Source organism: Streptomonospora alba, from assembly GCF_000826685.1.
Taxonomy (GTDB): domain Bacteria; phylum Actinomycetota; class Actinomycetes; order Streptosporangiales; family Streptosporangiaceae; genus Streptomonospora; species Streptomonospora alba.
The window spans coordinates 1-16,250 of sequence record NZ_JROO01000030.1; the positions used below are offsets into that span (position 1 = coordinate 1).

The 16,250-nt window shown below is 72.2% G+C and carries 13 protein-coding genes, 1 tRNA gene and 1 other RNA gene; 7 read left to right on the forward strand and 8 right to left on the reverse strand.

The window, feature by feature from the left end; all coding sequences use genetic code 11:
- Window positions 1-67 precede the first annotated feature (67 nt).
- From LP52_RS15720 to LP52_RS15730, 3 genes are all read right to left on the reverse strand, one after another.
- Window positions 68-1,342, reverse strand: a complete 1,275-nt coding sequence (locus LP52_RS15720; RefSeq protein WP_040274514.1) for an ABC transporter permease — start codon at window positions 1,340-1,342, stop codon at window positions 68-70.
- Window positions 1,339-2,304, reverse strand: coding sequence for an ABC transporter ATP-binding protein (locus LP52_RS15725; protein ID WP_052809908.1), 966 nt, complete (start codon window positions 2,302-2,304; stop codon window positions 1,339-1,341). Before LP52_RS15725 ends, LP52_RS15720 begins: the two co-directional genes overlap by 4 nt.
- Before the next feature lie 302 nt (window positions 2,305-2,606).
- A tRNA-Ser gene (locus LP52_RS15730) sits at window positions 2,607-2,691 on the reverse strand.
- A 178-nt stretch (window positions 2,692-2,869) separates the two neighbouring features.
- Between LP52_RS15730 and LP52_RS15735 the strand changes: the two genes are divergently transcribed.
- The 7 genes from LP52_RS15735 (at window position 2,870) to LP52_RS15760 (ending at window position 10,218) form a co-directional block, all read left to right on the forward strand.
- Window positions 2,870-3,640, forward strand: coding sequence for a DUF2306 domain-containing protein (locus LP52_RS15735; RefSeq protein WP_052809909.1), 771 nt, complete (start codon window positions 2,870-2,872; stop codon window positions 3,638-3,640).
- 64 nt (window positions 3,641-3,704) lie between these two features.
- Window positions 3,705-3,800, forward strand: an RNA gene (ffs, locus tag LP52_RS26700) — signal recognition particle sRNA small type.
- A gap of 158 nt (window positions 3,801-3,958) precedes the next feature.
- The gene (locus tag LP52_RS15740; protein ID WP_040274516.1) at window positions 3,959-6,202 is read left to right on the forward strand and encodes a DNA polymerase III subunit gamma and tau; all 2,244 of its coding nucleotides are present in this window, start codon (window positions 3,959-3,961) and stop codon (window positions 6,200-6,202) included.
- Between the two features lie 257 nt (window positions 6,203-6,459).
- Window positions 6,460-6,819, forward strand: coding sequence for a YbaB/EbfC family nucleoid-associated protein (locus LP52_RS15745; RefSeq protein WP_040274518.1), 360 nt, complete (start codon window positions 6,460-6,462; stop codon window positions 6,817-6,819).
- Window positions 6,820-7,038: 219 nt separating this feature from the next.
- On the forward strand, window positions 7,039-7,638 hold the full coding sequence (gene recR, locus LP52_RS15750; protein ID WP_040274519.1) for a recombination mediator RecR: 600 nt from the start codon (window positions 7,039-7,041) through the stop codon (window positions 7,636-7,638).
- A gap of 250 nt (window positions 7,639-7,888) precedes the next feature.
- Window positions 7,889-9,160, forward strand: a complete 1,272-nt coding sequence (locus tag LP52_RS15755; protein WP_040274521.1) for an aspartate kinase — start codon at window positions 7,889-7,891, stop codon at window positions 9,158-9,160.
- The gene (locus tag LP52_RS15760; protein ID WP_040274523.1) at window positions 9,157-10,218 is read left to right on the forward strand and encodes an aspartate-semialdehyde dehydrogenase; all 1,062 of its coding nucleotides are present in this window, start codon (window positions 9,157-9,159) and stop codon (window positions 10,216-10,218) included. The genes LP52_RS15755 and LP52_RS15760 overlap by 4 nt, the downstream gene beginning before the upstream one ends.
- A gap of 117 nt (window positions 10,219-10,335) precedes the next feature.
- Here the strand turns inward: LP52_RS15760 and LP52_RS15765 are convergent, their stop codons facing one another.
- From LP52_RS15765 to LP52_RS15785, 5 genes are all read right to left on the reverse strand, one after another.
- Complete coding sequence (locus tag LP52_RS15765) at window positions 10,336-11,067, reverse strand: GntR family transcriptional regulator (protein WP_040274525.1); 732 nt, start codon at window positions 11,065-11,067, stop codon at window positions 10,336-10,338.
- A gap of 2 nt (window positions 11,068-11,069) precedes the next feature.
- Window positions 11,070-12,911: a S9 family peptidase gene (locus tag LP52_RS15770; protein WP_040274526.1), complete on the reverse strand. Its 1,842-nt coding sequence runs from the start codon at window positions 12,909-12,911 to the stop codon at window positions 11,070-11,072.
- Window positions 12,912-12,983: 72 nt separating this feature from the next.
- Complete coding sequence (locus LP52_RS15775; protein WP_040274527.1) at window positions 12,984-13,502, reverse strand: NUDIX domain-containing protein; 519 nt, start codon at window positions 13,500-13,502, stop codon at window positions 12,984-12,986.
- Window positions 13,503-13,909: 407 nt separating this feature from the next.
- Window positions 13,910-15,226 (reverse strand): dihydrolipoamide acetyltransferase family protein, encoded by a 1,317-nt coding sequence (locus LP52_RS15780; RefSeq protein WP_040274599.1) that lies wholly within the window; start codon window positions 15,224-15,226, stop codon window positions 13,910-13,912.
- A 14-nt stretch (window positions 15,227-15,240) separates the two neighbouring features.
- Window positions 15,241-16,239, reverse strand: coding sequence for an alpha-ketoacid dehydrogenase subunit beta (locus tag LP52_RS15785; protein ID WP_040274529.1), 999 nt, complete (start codon window positions 16,237-16,239; stop codon window positions 15,241-15,243).
- Window positions 16,240-16,250: the final 11 nt, after the last annotated feature.

Sequence of the window (16,250 nt, forward strand, 5' to 3'; positions counted from 1 at the left end):
CGGTTCAGTTCACTGCCGCGGAGTCGATCGGGCGTTTTCGGGCAACCCGCAGAGCAGGCGGGCTTCCCTAACGCGACGCGGCGCGGAACGCCTCGGAAGCCTTGACCTTGGTCCCCGTGCCGAGGACGGCCCCGGTGTAGATGCGGCCCGCCAGCCAGACCGCTCCGATCAGCGCGGCGGCCAGCAGCGCCAAGGCGACAAGGTTCTGCCAGTGCGCGGTTTCTCCCATCGCCAGGCGCATCGGCATCATGAACGGGGAGAAGGGCGGCAGCATCGCCAGCACGTCGATGATCACGCTGTTCACTGTGAACGTCGTGAACGTCACGACCAGCGGGATCGCGATGAGGATGATCACCGGCTGGATCGCCGACTGCACGTCCTCTTGGCGGGAGACCAGCGACGCCGACGCCGCCAGCAAGGAGGCGAAGAACAGGTAGCCCAGGACGAACCAGGCCACGAGACTGATCGCGAGCAGGGTGAAGGAGACGGGCAGTTCGGTGAAGAAGTCCGTCGCCACGGCGGCGCCGACCCCCGCCGCCAGCACGAGGCCCACCTGGATCAGCCCCAGCGCGCCGATTCCCACGATCTTGCCGAAGAGCAGCTGCCAGGGCCGCACGGTGGCCAGCAGCAGCTCCACGACCCGGCTCGCCTTCTCCTCGACCACGCCCTGGGCCACGTAGACGCCGAAGACCAGGATGGACATGTAGAGCAGGAAGGTCGCCACGAAGCCGATCACCATGCGCCCGAAGAAGACCGCATCCCCGCCGTCGCCGCCGTCGACCGGCTGCACGGACAGGGACGCGTCCATGGCCTCGTCGACGGCCTGAGTATCGGCACCGGAGCCCTCCAGCGCCTCCAGCACCCTGTGCTCGGAGTAGGACTCGTCCAGCAGGCGGCTGAGGTCGCTCGCGCGGGTGTCCGCGACCAGCATCACGGTCTCGCCGTCCTCGGACACCAGCGCCGCGTCCATGTCGCCGTCGTGCACGGCCTTCTCGGCCTGGCCGCGCCCCGGCCACGAGACCGTCTCGATGCGTGTTCCGGGGGAGCGGCCGGCGTCGGCTTCGGCCCTTTCCAGGATCTCCTGGTTCTGGGGCGCGGCGGTCACCCGCGCGGCCCCGTCGTCCGCGAACAGCAGGTTCATCACCACCGGGATCGCTCCCATCAGCGCGATCGCGACGACCAGCCCCAGGGTGCCGAAGATGAACGCCTTGTTGCGCACGCGGGCCAGGATCTCCCGACGGGCGACCAGCCACACGGCCTGGCCGGCGCTGAGCGCGGCGCCGGCGCCGGAGCCGTCCCCGGCGGGGGCGGACGCGGACTCGCGGGCGTCCTCGCTGCTCATACCGTGCTCCTCTCGGGGGTGGGACCTTCGGCCTCGGCGGCGTCGCGGGCCGGTTCGACGGTCTCGCGGTAGAGCTCGGCCAGCCGCGGCCGGTGCGGAGCGAACGCGCGCACGGGGCCGGCACTCAGCGCGGCGTGCAGCAGGTCCTGGTCGTCGGCGTTGTCGGGCAGCTCGACGAGGAGGGCGCCGTCGTCGTCGGTTCCGGCCGTGCGTGCGCCCGTGACACCGGAGAGCCAGTCGCCCTCGGCGGCGCCGTCGGCGTCGACGCGCACGGCGTAGCGCCGGGGGCCGCGGTCGCGCAGCCCGTCCACGCTGCCCTCGGCGATCAGCGCTCCCTCCTTGATGATCCCGACGCGGTCGCACAGTCGCTCGACGAGCTCCAGTTGATGGCTGGAGAACAGGACGGGTACTCCTTCGGCGGCGCGTTCCCGCAGCACCCCGCTCATCATGTCGACCGCCTCCGGGTCCAGTCCGGAGAACGGCTCGTCGAGCACCAGCAGCACCGGGTCGTGCACCAGGGCGGCGGCGAGCTGGACCCGCTGCTGGTTGCCCAGGCTGAGGTTGCTCACCTCGTCCTTGGCGCGGTCGGCGATGCCGAACCGCTCGATCCAGTGGTCGGAGCGGCGCCGGGCGCCGACGGGGTCGATACCGTGCAGCCGCGCGAGGTGGATCAGCTGCTCGCGCACGCCCATCTTGGGGTAGAGCCCGCGTTCCTCGGGCATGTAGCCGATCCGGCGGCGCATCGGCAGATCCAGCGGGCGTCCGTGCCAGGACACGGTCCCGCCGTCGGCGGCGAGCACGCCGAGCACGATGCGCATGGCCGTGGTCTTCCCGGCACCGTTGCCGCCGACGAACCCGAAGAGCTCGCCGGGACCGACCGACATCGACAGCTGATCCAGTGCCCGGACCCGCTTGTAGTACCGCGTCAAGCGGTCGAGCACAAGACTGCCACCGCCGTGCATACGGGGTCCTCCTCGCAGGATTGGGGGACGTGCGGCCGCAGGTTCGAGAAGCCGCTGCGGTGACTCCACTCTGCCCGTGGCAGGACGCGGAGCGAAACGGGAGGACCGGTTCCGGTCGGGGAGGTCCGACGTAGCGCTGTGTCGACAGGCCGATTCGACGACGAAGGCCTGCCGCTCGTGGGGGCCGCCGTCCCGCCGCCGGCGGGCACGTTCGCCGTCACGCCGCTGACCGAGGCCCGGAAACGACGAAGGCCCCGACCGCGCACCCGGTCGGGGCCTTCGTGCTGCCTGCGTAGAGGCGGCGGAGGATACGAGATTCGAACTCGTGAGGGGTTGCCCCCAACGCGCTTTCCAAGCGCGCGCTCTAGGCCTCTGAGCGAATCCTCCGCGGACGACTCTACAGGATTCGGCGAAGTGCTGTGACCATGCGCCGGGCGGCCCCCGGGGAGTGCATCCCACGGGGCGCCGGGGTGGGCGCACCACCCCCGGTGTCGGCTCCGCACTCCAGACGCGCAGGCGGTGCGCGGCGACGATGAGGTTCCGACCAACCGGCCGAAGGACCGTCATGAGCCACCACCCGCTTCCGAGCGCTGCTCGGTCCCGCGTCCGCTCCCTGCTCGCCCGCCCGTGGCTCGGCCTGCCGGCGTTGGTGACCGTCGTATTCCTGGTGCATGCGTTGCCGCCCTACCTCGGGCTCGACCCCGCCGAAGCCCGTATTCCCGTCCCGGACCGGGCGCCGCCGTTCTACTACCCCCTGCTGGTCGTCCACATCTTCCTCGGCGCGATCGCGCTGACCACCGCGTGCCTGCAGGTCTGGCCCCGACTGCGCGCCCGCCGCCCTGCCGTGCACCGGTGGAGCGGACGGCTCTACGTCATGGCGGTCCTACCGGCGGGAGCCGCCGTGTTGGCCATCGCCCCGTACTTGGCCATGGGGCCCAACCAGCAGGTCGGCAGCGGCCTGCTGGCCGTGCTGTGGATGGCGGCGACAGTGCTCGGCTACCGTGCCGCCCGCCGGCGCGACTTCACTCGGCACCGCGAATGGATGGTGCGCAGCTTCGCGCTGGCGTTCGCCATCGTCGTCAACCGGCCCTGGTTGACGCTGTGCCTGGCGGTCTTCGCGCCGGAGGTCCTCACGGGCGCCCGACCCGACATGGAGATGCTCAGGCAGGCGGTGGGGGTGTCGCTCTGGCTGAGCTGGGTGGTGAACCTGATCGCCGCCGAGCTCTGGCTGGACCGGCTGCGTGCCCGGCGCCGCCACGCTGGCGCTGCCGCACCCGCGGCGCGAGCGGAGTCGGTACACGCCACCTCCGCACAGCCCGCTGGCGAGCGCGCGTGAGCACCCTCACCGGACGGCGGGCCGCAGCGGTTCGCCAGGGCGCGTGTGTCCGATAGAGTAGGGGGCAGACCCCTCGTGCGGCGTCACCTTATGAACCTCCCCAGGGCCGGAAGGCAGCAAGGATAAGTAAGCTCTGGCGGGTGCGCGGGGGGTCCTTCTCTTTCTCGGGAGGCCTTTTCCGCCCCCGCCTCTTCGGCGCCGCCCCGTGCGAACTGTCGCAGGTACAGGGTTGAATGGACCCGTGGACAAGGCCGGGGGCGATCGGTCGCCCCGGACGACCGCACCGTGCCGGTCCGCGGAGGGAGCAGTGAGCGCGCCGTGAGCATCGCGCTGTATCGCAAGTACCGACCTGCGACGTTCGGCGAGGTTCGCGGGCAGGAGCACGTCACCGAACCGCTGCGCCAGGCGCTGCGCAACGGCCGCGTCAACCACGCCTATCTGTTCAGCGGCCCCCGGGGCTGCGGCAAGACCTCCAGCGCGCGCATCCTGGCCCGGTCGCTCAACTGCGACCAGGGCCCCACGCCCGATCCCTGCGGCGTGTGCGAAGCCTGCGTGGCGCTGGCACCCGACGGTCCCGGCAGCATCGACGTCATCGAGATCGACGCCGCGTCCCACGGAGGCGTCGACGACGCCCGCGACCTGCGCGAGCGCGCGTTCTTCGCGCCCGTGAACTCGCGCTACAAGGTCTACATCATCGACGAGGCGCACATGGTGACCCGCGAGGGCTTCAACGCGCTGCTCAAGCTCGTCGAGGAGCCCCCGCCGCACCTGAAGTTCGTCTTCGCCACCACCGAGCCGGACAAGGTCATCGGCACCATCCGCTCGCGCACCCACCATTACCCGTTCCGGCTGATCCCGCCGAACACGCTGCGCGAGCTCATCGAGGAGATCCTCACCGACGAGGGCGTGGCCTTCGAGCCAGCCGCGCTGCCGCTGGTGGTGCGCGCCGGCGCGGGGTCAGCGCGCGACTCGCTGTCCATCCTGGACCAGCTGAGGGCCGGTTCCGACGAGAACGGCATCACCCGCGACGGCGCAGTGGGGCTGTTGGGCTTCACCGACTCCGGCCTGCTCGGCGACATGGTCGACGCGCTGGGCGGGGCCGACGGCGCCGCCGCCTTCGGACTGATCGACCGCATGATGGAAGGCGGCCACGACCCCCGCCGGTTCACCGCCGACCTGCTGGAGCGCGTCCGGGACCTGGTGGTGCTGGCCGCCGTGCCCGACGCCCTGGACAAGGGGCTAATCAACGTCGCGCCCGACGCGGTGGAGCGCATGCGCGAGCAGGCCCGGAGCATCGGATCGGCGCGACTCACCAGGGCCGCCGACATCCTCAACCAGGGGTTGACCGACATGCGCGGCGCCACCTCGCCGCGCCTGCTGCTGGAGCTGACGTGCGCGCGGATCCTGCTGCCGGGTGCCGACGCCGACGGCGGCGGCGACTCGGGCGCGCTGCTGGCCCGCCTGGAGCAGCTGGAGCAGCGGATGGCCTCCGGGCAGGCCGCCGCACCGGCGGCCCAGCCCGCCGCGCCCGCCGCGCCGGTGCCGTCGCCCGCGCCGCGCCGGGAGCCCGAACCCCCGAGGCAGGAGGCCCCTGCCCCGGCCGCCGCAGAACGCCCGCGGGCCGAGGCGTCCCGGCCCGCGGCGCCCGCGGACGCGGACTGGGGCGAGCCCGACGGCTCGGGTCCCGCGTCCGGCGGCCCCGGCGAGGCGACGCCGTCGGAGCCGCAGGCGAGCCCGGCGCCCGCGGCGGACGCAGGCCCGGCGGCTGCGTCGCGCCAGGGCGACGCCGTCGAGCTCGCGACGGTCCAGGAGTCCTGGGGCCGGATCATGCAGACGGTCTACGGCCTCCGGAAGGCCGTGTGGATATGGCTCAGCGGCATGGACGTGAAGCCGGTCGCGGCCGAGAACGGCAACGTCCAGCTCGGGTTCTCCCGAGCCAACGACGCCAAGGCACTCACCAGCAGCGGCAACGACCAGGTGGTCGTCCAGGCGATCCGCCAGGTCCTGGGCGTCGATGTGCGCGTGAGCGGGGTGGCGGCCAACCAGGCGCCGCAGCGCCCGCCGGCACCGCCGGCACCGCCGGCGCCCCCCGAGCCCGCCGACTGGGACACGTCTCCGACTCCGCAGCGGTCGGAGGCGCCGAGCACACCGGCGCCGGCGGCCCCCGCGGCGCCCGCAGCGGAGGAACCCGACGCGCACCGGGACGGCGGCGGGCCCCGAGCGTCCGCACCGGGCCCGCCCGCGATGGCGCACCAGCAGGAGCCGCCGCCCGACCCCTATGAGGACGCAGAGGCTCCGCCGCCCGACCCTTTTGAGAGTCCGGCCCCGGCTCCGCCGCCCGAGTCGGTCCCCGGGCCGGGGCCGCGGGCCGACGGCGGCCCCGCGCCGGGTCCGGAGCCGGCGGCGCCGGAGCCGGGACCTGAGCCGCCGTCCGGCGGCCGCCCGTCCGCGGGCCCTTCCAACGGCGGGAACGCCGGCCTTGCCGGGATTTCGGGCTTCGCGCTGATCGAGTCCGAGCTCGGCGGCAAGATCGTCAGCGAGGTCGACCACACCGCCGAGTGAGCGCGGGCCGCACGCCGCCGGGCCCGCCGGGGCGGGAGTCGCCGTGTCGACATGGCGCCTGGCCGACCTGACGTTTCGCCCGCATGCCGACCCGTCCCCGGGGGCAGGCCAGAGGCTGCGCCGCGTGCCGCCGCCGCGGCCGAGCACGGGTCCGACGCCGGGCCAGGCCGAGACGCGGACCGCGGCGCGCATAGCGGATACGCTCGCAAGCACGGACAGCGCAGGCAAGGAGAGATGCAGTGAACGCTGGCGGCGGAATGGACATGCAGGCCCTCCTGCAGCAGGCCCAGCAGATGCAGCAGCAGCTCATGGAGGCCCAGCAGCAGCTCGACGAGGCCAAGGTCGAGGGCACCTCGGGCGGAGGGCTGGTCAAGGTCACGGTGAACGGCCGCGGCTCGGTGGAGGAGATCAAGATCGATCCCCAGACCATCGACGCCGAGGACGCCGATGAGACCGCGCAGACCGTCGCGGACATGGTGCTGGCCGCCATCCGCGACGCCGAGTCCTCGGTGGAGGAGCTGCAGCAGGAGAAGATGGGCCCCCTCGCCGAAGGCCTCGGCGGCGGTATGCCCGGTGGCATGCCGGGCGGCGGAATGCCGGGGCTCCCGGGCTTTTAGAATCCGGCTCCGCCCGCGCGAGTTCGCGGGCGGGACCGGGCACCACCCGCCGCGGGCGGCGGGTGTATGCGCACGCGCGGCCGCCCGCGGCGGTCCCGGCGCAGCGTCGGGAGCCGCGGCGCCGAGCCCTGTCGCATGCGACGTCCGCCGCCGGTGGCGGAAGGCCGTCGCCGACTGGGCTACCGTGGTAGGCGCGGCGACGACACACGTGGAAGGGCTATGTACGAAGGCGCGGTTCAGAATCTGATCGACGAGCTCGGGCGGCTTCCCGGCGTCGGTCCCAAAAGCGCGCAGCGTATCGCCTTCCATTTGCTCGCCTCCGAGACCGCCGATGTCCGGCGCCTCGCCGACGCGCTGATCGAGGTCAAGGACCGCGTGCGGTTCTGCGAGGTGTGCGGCAACGTCTCCGAGGAGACCCAGTGCGGCATCTGCCGCGACGCCCGCCGCGACTCCGCCGTCATCTGCGTGGTCGAGGAGTCCAAGGACGTCGTGGCCATCGAGCGCACCCGCGAGTTCCGCGGCCGCTACCACGTCCTCGGCGGCGCCATCAGCCCGATCGAGGGAGTCGGTCCCGACGACCTGCGCATCAAAGAGCTGATGTCCCGGCTCTCCGACGGCCAGATCACCGAGCTGATCCTGGCCACCGACCCCAACCTCGAAGGGGAGGCCACCGCCACCTACCTGGCGCGGATGGTCAAACCCATGGGGCTGAAAGTCACCCGGCTGGCCAGCGGGCTGCCCGTCGGCGGCGATCTCGAATACGCCGACGAGGTGACGCTGGGCCGGGCCTTCGAGGGCCGGCGGAGCTTGGAGTTTTAGCTCACAATCCGCGACCGGGTGCTCGGCGGGAAGGTTCCGCAGGGTGCTCGGCGTTTGCCGAGATGACGGCACGACTTCGCGGAATCCATGAGTATCCGCCCGCAGACGGGGTATGCCACGGCGCCGGTACCGTGCGGCCCGCCGCCTGCCGGACCCGAGGGCTTCGCAGGTGAGACGGCGTCCCCCGACATCCCACTAGCTACACTTTCGAGTTGATTACCGTGATCCCGAACTCTCAGGAGCAACGACCGTGGCTCTGATCGTGCAGAAGTACGGTGGGTCTTCCGTCGCAGACGCGGAAGCCATCAAGCGAGTGGCCCAACGGATCGTCGCTCAGAAAAAGGCGGGTTACGACGTCGTCGTCGTGGTCTCGGCCATGGGCGACACCACCGACGAGCTCCTCGACCTCGCCGAGCAGGTCTCGCCGCTGCCTCCCGGGCGCGAGCTGGACATGCTGATGACCTCCGGTGAGCGCATGTCCATGGCCCTGGTGGCCATGGCGATCGGCAACCTCGGCTACGAGGCCCGCTCGTTCACCGGTTCGCAGGCCGGCGTCATAACCACGTCCCTGCACGGCAACGCCAAGATCATAGATGTCACCCCCGGACGCATCCAGGAGGCCCTGGACGAGGGCTCCATCTGCATCGTCGCCGGCTTCCAGGGCGTGTCCGAGGACAGCAAGGACATCACCACGCTGGGCCGCGGCGGCTCCGACACCACCGCCGTCGCTCTCGCGGCGGCGCTGAACGCCGACGCCTGCGAGATCTACAGCGACGTCGACGGCGTGTTCACCGCCGATCCGCGGATCGCGCCCAACGCCCGGCGCATCCCGCGCATCTCATATGAGGAGATGCTGGAGATGGCCGCCTGCGGAACCAAGATCCTGCACCTGCGCTGCGTCGAGTACGCCCGCCGGTACCAGATCCCGCTGCATGTCCGCTCGTCGTTCAGTCAGAAGCCCGGCACCTGGGTCGTCTCAGAAGTTGAGGAATCCGAAGGCATGGAACAACCGATCATCTCCGGTGTCGCACACGACCGGAGCGAGGCCAAGATCACGGTCGTGGGCGTCCCCGACAGGATCGGCGAGGCGGCCACGCTCTTCTCGGTCCTCGCCGACGCCGAGATCAACATCGACATGATCGTGCAGAACGTGTCGGCCGCCTCCACGTCGCGCACCGACATCTCCTTCACCGTGCCGATGGACTCCGGCCAGACCGCTTTGGCCGCCCTGAAGAAGGTCCAGGAGAAGGTCGGCTTCGAGTCGCTGCGCTACGACGACCAGATCGGCAAGGTTTCGCTGATCGGGGCCGGCATGCGCTCCTACCCCGGTGTCACCGCGCGCTTCTTCGACTCCATCGCCAAGTCGGGCACCAACATCGAGATGATCTCCACCTCGGAGATCCGCATCTCCGTGGTCGTGGAGCAGGACCAGGTCGACACGGCCGTTGCGGCCGCCCACTCCGAGTTCCAGCTCGACGCCGAGCAGGTCGAAGCCGTTGTGTACGGAGGTACCGGACGATGAGTGCACGCCGTCCCACCCTGGCCGTCGTCGGCGCCACCGGCGCCGTCGGCACCGTGATGCTCGACATCCTCTCCACCCGCGAGGACGTCTGGGGCGAGATCCGCCTTGTCGCCTCCCCGCGCTCGGCGGGCAAGCGGCTCACCGTCCGCGGCGAGGAGGTCGAGGTCCAGGCGCTGGCGCCGGAGGTCTTCGACGGGGTCGACGTCGCGATGTTCGACGTGCCCGACGAGGTCTCCAAGCAGTGGGCGCCCGTCGCCGTCGAGCGCGGCGCTGTGGCCGTGGACAACTCCGGCGCCTACCGGATGGACCCGGATGTGCCCCTTGTGGTGCCCGAGGTCAACGCCGACCAGACGCGCAACCGCCCGCGCGGCATCATCAGCAACCCCAACTGCACCACCCTGTCGATGATCGTGGCCATGGGTGCGCTGCACCGCGCCTACGGCCTGGCCTCCCTCGTGGTGGCCTCCTACCAGGCGGCTTCGGGCTCCGGGCAGGAGGGCATCGACACCCTGCACGACCAGATCGAGAAGGCGGCCACCGACCGCACGCTGGGCAGCCGCGCCGGCGACGTGCGCGCCGCGGTGGGCGAGCAGGGCCCCTTCCCGGCGCCGCTGGCGCTGAACGTCGTGCCCTGGGCCGGCTCGCTGAAGGAGGACGGCTACGCCTCCGAGGAGCTGAAGGTCCGCAACGAGTCCCGCAAGATCCTGGGCATGCCCGATCTGCCGGTTGCCGCCACCTGCGTGCGGGTCCCCGTCGTCACCACCCACTCGCTGGTGGTGCACGCGTCGTTCGAGACCGAGGTCAGCGCCGACCGCGCCCGCGAGGTGCTCGCGTCGGCACCGGGCGTCGTGGTCCAGGACGACCCGGCCCGCGGCGAGTTCCCCACGCCGGCCGACGTCGTGGGCACCGACCCCACCTGGGTGGGCCGCATCCGCCGCTCTCTGGACGACCCCGCGTCGCTGGAGCTGTTCATGTGCGGCGACAACCTGCGCAAGGGCGCTGCGCTGAACACCGCGCAGATCGCCGAGGTCGTGGCCGAGGAGTTCGCCGGCTCCTGACCCCGGCCCGCGGCGGAGACGCTTCCGCTCGGGGCGGTCGGGCCGTGCGGCCCGACCGCCCTTCGCATGTCCGCGGGCCCGTCGCCGGTCCGGTGCCCATCGTCGGCACGGGCGGTCTCAGGCCCGCCGCGTGGGCGAGCGTGCCAGGCTGAGCCGGTAGAGCAGGCGGCAGTGGTCGACCGAACCGACCAGGTCGGAGGTCTCGACGGGGCGCTGCCCCTGGTAGTGGGTCCGCTCCACGACGAGCACGGGCAGTCCCGGCGCCAGCTTCAGCAGGCTGGACTCGGGTTCGCGCAGCGGTCGTACGCCCACCTCTTCGACCACCCTGTCGACGGCCACCCCCGCGGCCCCCAGCCGCTGGAGCACGCCGGTGCCCGGCTCGGTGTCGGCGGGGGTGCGCAGCGTGCCCTGGGTGAGCGAAGCCGGCTCCCAGGCGGTGTGCAGCGCGACGGGTACGCCGTCGGCAGTGCCCAGGCAGCGCGTGCGAAAGACCCGCACACCGTCGCGCACGCCCAGCCGCCGGGCGACGAGGCCGCAGGCGGTCTCCGTGCAGGTGCCCAGGTCCTCGTGCCGCAGCGGGTCGACTCCGGAGCCCGAGGCGCGGTCGGTGCGGGAGAACCGGTGGATCTGCGGTACCGACCGCACGTAGTAGCCCGACCCGGGACGGGCCTCCACGAGCCCTTCGCTGACCAGCAGCCGCAGCGCGTGGCGGGAAACCTGCTCGCTGACCCCGTGGGAGCGGGCCAGCCGGGAGCGCGAGGGCAGGCGCGAACCGGGTTCGAGCTCGCCGTTGAGGATGGGTCTGCGCAACACGTCTGCCACCCACAGGTAGCGCGGTCGCCCTTCCATGGCTAGGACGCTCCCGGTGCCGCGCCCTCCCGCCGACCGGTGATTCTCAGCGCGAAGTCGAGCTCGGCCGCCATCTGGCGGATGCCCTCCTCCACGACGAAGGAGCCGTGCCCGGCGTCGAAGCGGTAGACCTCGTGGGGTTTGCCGAGCTCGGCGAGCCGGGCGAGGTAGTTGTCGATCTGGCGGATGGGGCAGCGCGGGTCGTTCTCTCCGGCCAGCACCAGCACGGGTGCCCGGACGTCGGCGACGTAGGTGATGGGCGAGGAGGTCCGGTACCGCTCGGGCACGTCCTCGGGCGATCCTCCGAACATCGACCTGTCGAAGGCGCGCAGCGCCTCCATCTCGTCGGCGTAGGCGGCCTCGAAGTCGGCGACCGGAACCGCCGCGATGCCGGCGCTCCAGTCGTCGGGCCTGCGGCCGAGCGCGAGCAGGGCCAGGTAGCCGCCCCACGAGCCGCCTTCGACGATCAGCCGGTCGGGGTCGGCCAGGCCGGTCTCGACGGCCCAGTCGCGCACCGCGGTGATGTCCTCCAACTCGGTGACGCCCACACGGCCCTCCAGGGCGTCGCGCCAGGCGGTGCCGTAGCCGGTGGATCCCCGGTAGTTGACGCGCACCACCGCGAAGCCGTGGTCGACCCATGCGGCCACGTCGGGCCTGAAAGCGTCGTAGTCCTGCGCCTGCGGGCCGCCGTGGACGACGAAGACCGCGGGATGGGGGCGTCGGCCGTCCTCCGGCAGGGAGACCAGCGCGTGGACCGATCCGCCGGGGCCGTCGACGTGCACGTCGTGGACCGGCACCGACGGAGGCGCCGCCGGTCCCTCGGGTTCGAGCACCACGGTGCCGGCGGTGGAGCGCACGGCGGGCGGATGCTGGGAGTCCGACCAGGAGTACTCGACTGTGCCATCGGGCCGCGCTGTAGCGGCCGAGACCACCCCGGGCGGGACGTCGAGGGAGGTGAGGGTGCCGTCGGCCGGTGCGTAGCGGTGCAGCATGACGCGGCCCTGGCTCTCCTGAGTGATCAGGAGCGCTGCGGCGTCGGGCGTCCACTCGGCCGAGAGTTCACCGGACAGTCCGGTGTCGAGGTCGTGTTCGGCACCGGTGACCGGGTCCCAGATCAGGGGCGCGCGGCGGCCGCCGCGCTCGTGCAGCACCAGCAGCCGACGGCCGCCGGGCTCGAAGGCCACAGGGGTCAGGTCCCGGCCGGGACCGTCCCACAGGTCGCCCACGGTATCGGCGGGACCCGCGGTGCCGTCGCCGGAGTCGGGGCCCGGGGCCTGCGGTCCGTCCGAGGAGCCCTCGTGCAGGCGAAGTACGCGCACCGCCATGTGCCGACTGTCGCCGTGCTCGCTGTGGGCCAGCGCCAGCAGCGAGCCGTCGTCGGACAGGTCGGCCACCCAGCCCTCGCAGCGGTGCGCGTACACGGTGCGCGCGGCCCGGCCGGCCGCACCCGCGTGCGCGCTGAAGCCCGCGTCGGTGGAGCGGCCCACCACGGCGAACCCCTCCGATCCGAGCGCCAGTCCGCCGATGTAGGAGGGGCCCAGGCCGGGCAGCGGGGTATCGTCGGCGCCCCCGGCGAACGGCTGCCGCCGCCATACGCCGAACTCGTCGCCGTCGGTGTCGTCGAACCACCAGACCCAGGCGCCCTCGGGATCGAGCGCCCCGGTCTCGGTGCCGTTAGGGCGCTTGGTCAGCTGCCGCCGCTCGCCCGTAGCGCGGTCCCAGGCGTGCAGCTCCCACGTGCCGCTGATGTTGCTGCGGAAAAGCGAGCGGTCCGGCGCCTTCCTCGCCCACGAGGGAAGACTGACCCTGCCCGCGCGGAACCGCTCCTGCCAACGCTCACCCATGATCTCCAGTAAAGCAGCCTGGATGCCCCTGATGTGGGCGAATCGATCAGTAGGACGGGCCTGAGGAGGCGATCAGCGCGGCAGTGCCGTGTCCACCGGCGACATCGCGACACCGTCGGCCGTCAGCAGCCGGTCCACCAGCGCGGGGTCGTAGTCGGCCAGCCCCGCCTCGTTGAGCACGACCATGTCGGTGGGGTGGGGCAGGACGTCGCGCGGGTGCCCCTGGCAGACGCCGCCGATCTCCGCCGGATCGGGGGCGAAGCCCTCGGGCACCACGCAGGGCCGCAGGGCCCGGTAGATGTGCATGCGGAACCAGAACGGCCCGGCCTCCTCGGTGCGGCCGCGGATGTCGTAGATCCCCGTGGGCGCCAGCGGTCCCAGGCTCACCCCCGACTCCTCGGCCGCCTCACGGCGTGCGGCCTGCTCGGCGCTCTCGCCCTCCTGGATGCGCCCGCCCGGAAGCAGCCAGTGGCCCGCGAACACGCCTCGGTTCTGCAACACGAAGGTGAGGGTCCGCTCGGGTCCGGGGGCGATGGCGGCGGCGGTCATCAACGGGGCGGGGCCGGTCGAAGGGCGAGCGGGGGTCGTCATACGGGGGTCTCCTGGTCGACGCCGGGGGATGGCTGCCGGTGCGCCCGGCCGCGGGTGCGACGAGGCGGACTCCGGCGCGTCGGGACGCCGGCGGCCGGAGGGAGGTCGCCGCACCGCCGCCCGGGGGCCTCCGGTCGGGTGCGCAGACCAGCCTTGCGCATGCGCGGCCGTCGGCGCCACCGCGGGGCCGGTCCGAAACGGCGGGGACCGCGCCGCGGTCCGCGGCACCGTTGGGCGCGTCCCCGTGTCCGTGCAGGCACGAAGGGTTTCCCGTGAAACCGGCAGGGGGTTCCGCCAGGCGCGAAGGAACCGGGAACGCCCGGGTCGCAAGTGTGCGCACCGGCTCCGGATACACGGCGGCGCCCGCCCCGCGCACGGGACGGGCGCCGCCGGGATGCGGGAACCGCCTAGACGACGATCCGCATCGGGTTCTCCAGCACCTCGGCGAGGTCTTTCAGGAAGGCCGCGCCGACCGCGCCGTCGACCGCGCGGTGGTCCACCGACAGCTCCAGGGCCATGGTGTTGCGGGCCACGACCTCGCCCTCGTGCACCACCGGCTGCTGCTTCATCGCCCCCACGGCCAGGATCGCCGCTTCCGGCGGGTTGATGACCGCCGAGAAGCTGTCCATCCCGTACATGCCGAGGTTGCTGACGCTGAAGGTGCCGCCGCTCATCTCCTGCGGCTTCAGCTTGCCCTCGCGGGCGCGCTCGGCGAGCTCGCGGCTGCGCTGGGCGATCTCCGAGAGCGGCATCCTGTCGGCCTCGTGCAGCACCGGCACGATCAACCCGGCCTCCACCGCCACCGCGACGCCCACGTTGACGCGGCCGTGCTGCAGCAGCTTCTCGTCCACCCACGAGCGGTTGACCTCGGGGTGGGCGCGCAGTGCCGTGGCGCAGGCCTTGACGATCAGGTCGTTGAAACTGACCTTGGTTCCGGCGCTCTCCAACCGGGCGTTGATCTGGGACCGGAAGCCCTTGAGCGGCTCGGCGTCGATCGTGCGCCGCAGGTAGAAGTGCGGGGCCTCCTGCTTGCTCTGGGTGAGGCGGCGCGCGATCACCTTGCGCACGTTGCTCACCTGCAGCTCGGAGGAGTCCCGGCCGTCGTCGTAGCCTTCCTGGCCTGCGGACGCCGCCGGTGCCGCGGCCTGCGGCGCAGTGGCGGTCGCCGGGGTCTCGGGCTGGGGTTGGCCCTGCTTGGCCGCCGCCTCGATGTCGGCGCGCACGATCCGGCCCTTGGGCCCCGATCCGCTGATGGACTCGATGTCCACCCCGTACTCGCGGGCCAGTCGGCGCGCCAGCGGGGAACTGCGCGGGCGCGTGCCTTCCTCGCCGTCGGGGCCGGAGGCGGCGGGCTGCTGCGGAGCCTGCTCGGCGGGCTGCTGCTCCTGCTCCTGGGCCGCCGGCTCCTGCTCGCCCCCGCCCTCGGCGGGCTCCTGCTCGGCGGGTGCCGCCGCGCCGCCGGAGGAGGACTCCTCGGGCACCGCGTCAGGACTGTCGCCGAGGTGGCCGATCACCTCGCCGATGGGGACCGTGTCGCCCTCCGAGACCGCCTGCTTGACCAGGTAGCCGTCCTCATAGGCCTCGTACTCCATGACGGCCTTGTCGGTCTCGATCTCGACCAGGACGTCGCCCGAGGTGACCTTGTCGCCGACGTTCTTGACCCAGGAGCTGATGACGCCTTCCTCCATGGTGTCGGAGAGGCGCGGCATGTAGATCTCTGTCATCGTGTGGTTCCCCTTCACCCGACTCGCTTGCCCACAGCGCTCAGGGTCTCCTTGACGGCGGTGGTGATCGACTCGGCCGACGGCAGCGCCGCGTTCTCCAGCGGCTTGGCGTAGGGGAGGGGAACCTCGGCCATGGCCACGCGGCGCACCGGAGCGTCGAGGTAGTCGAAGGCGCCCTCCTGGATGGATGCGGCGATCTCGGCGCCGATCCCGTAAGTCAGCCAGTCGTCCTCGGCGATCACCGCGCACCCGGTCTTGCGGACCGAGTCGACGACGGTCTGCCGGTCGAGGGGCCGCAGGCTGCGCAGGTCCACGACCTCGACGCTGACGTCCTGCTCGGCAAGCTCCTCGGCGACCCGCAGGCTCATGGCGGCCATGCGCGAGTAGCCGATGAGGGTGATGTCGCTGCCTTCGCGGGTCACGGCGGCCCGGCCGATCTCGGCGACCGTCTCGTCGCCGTCGGGAACCTCGCCCTTGGAGTTGTACAGGCCCAGGTTCTCCAGCAGCATCACCGGGTCGTCGTCGCGGATGGCGGCGCGCAGCATCGCGGCGGCGTCGGCGGGGGAGCTGGGGGCGATGACCTTCAGCCCGGGGACGAAGGCGTAGAAGAGCTCGATGTTCTGGGAGTGCGTGGCGCCGAGCTGCTGCCCGCCGCCGCCCGGCGTGCGGATCACCATCGGCACACTGGTCTGGCCGCCGAACATGCCGTAGACCTTGGCGGCGTGGTTGATGATCTGGTCGACGGCGATCAGCGAGAAGTTGATCGTCATCAGCTCGACGACGGGCCGCAGCCCCAGCATCGCCGTGCCTACGGCGGCCCCGACGAAGCCCTCCTCCGAGATCGGGGTGTCGCGCACCCGCTGCTCGCCGAACTCGTTCAGCAGCCCTTCGGTGATCTTGTAGGAGCCCTCGAAGAGCCCGATCTCCTCGCCGAGAAGCAGCACGTTGTCGTCGCGGAGCATCTCCGCCCGCAGCGTGTCGCGCAGGGCCTGGCGGTAAGTGATCACAGACATGTACCCGCTCC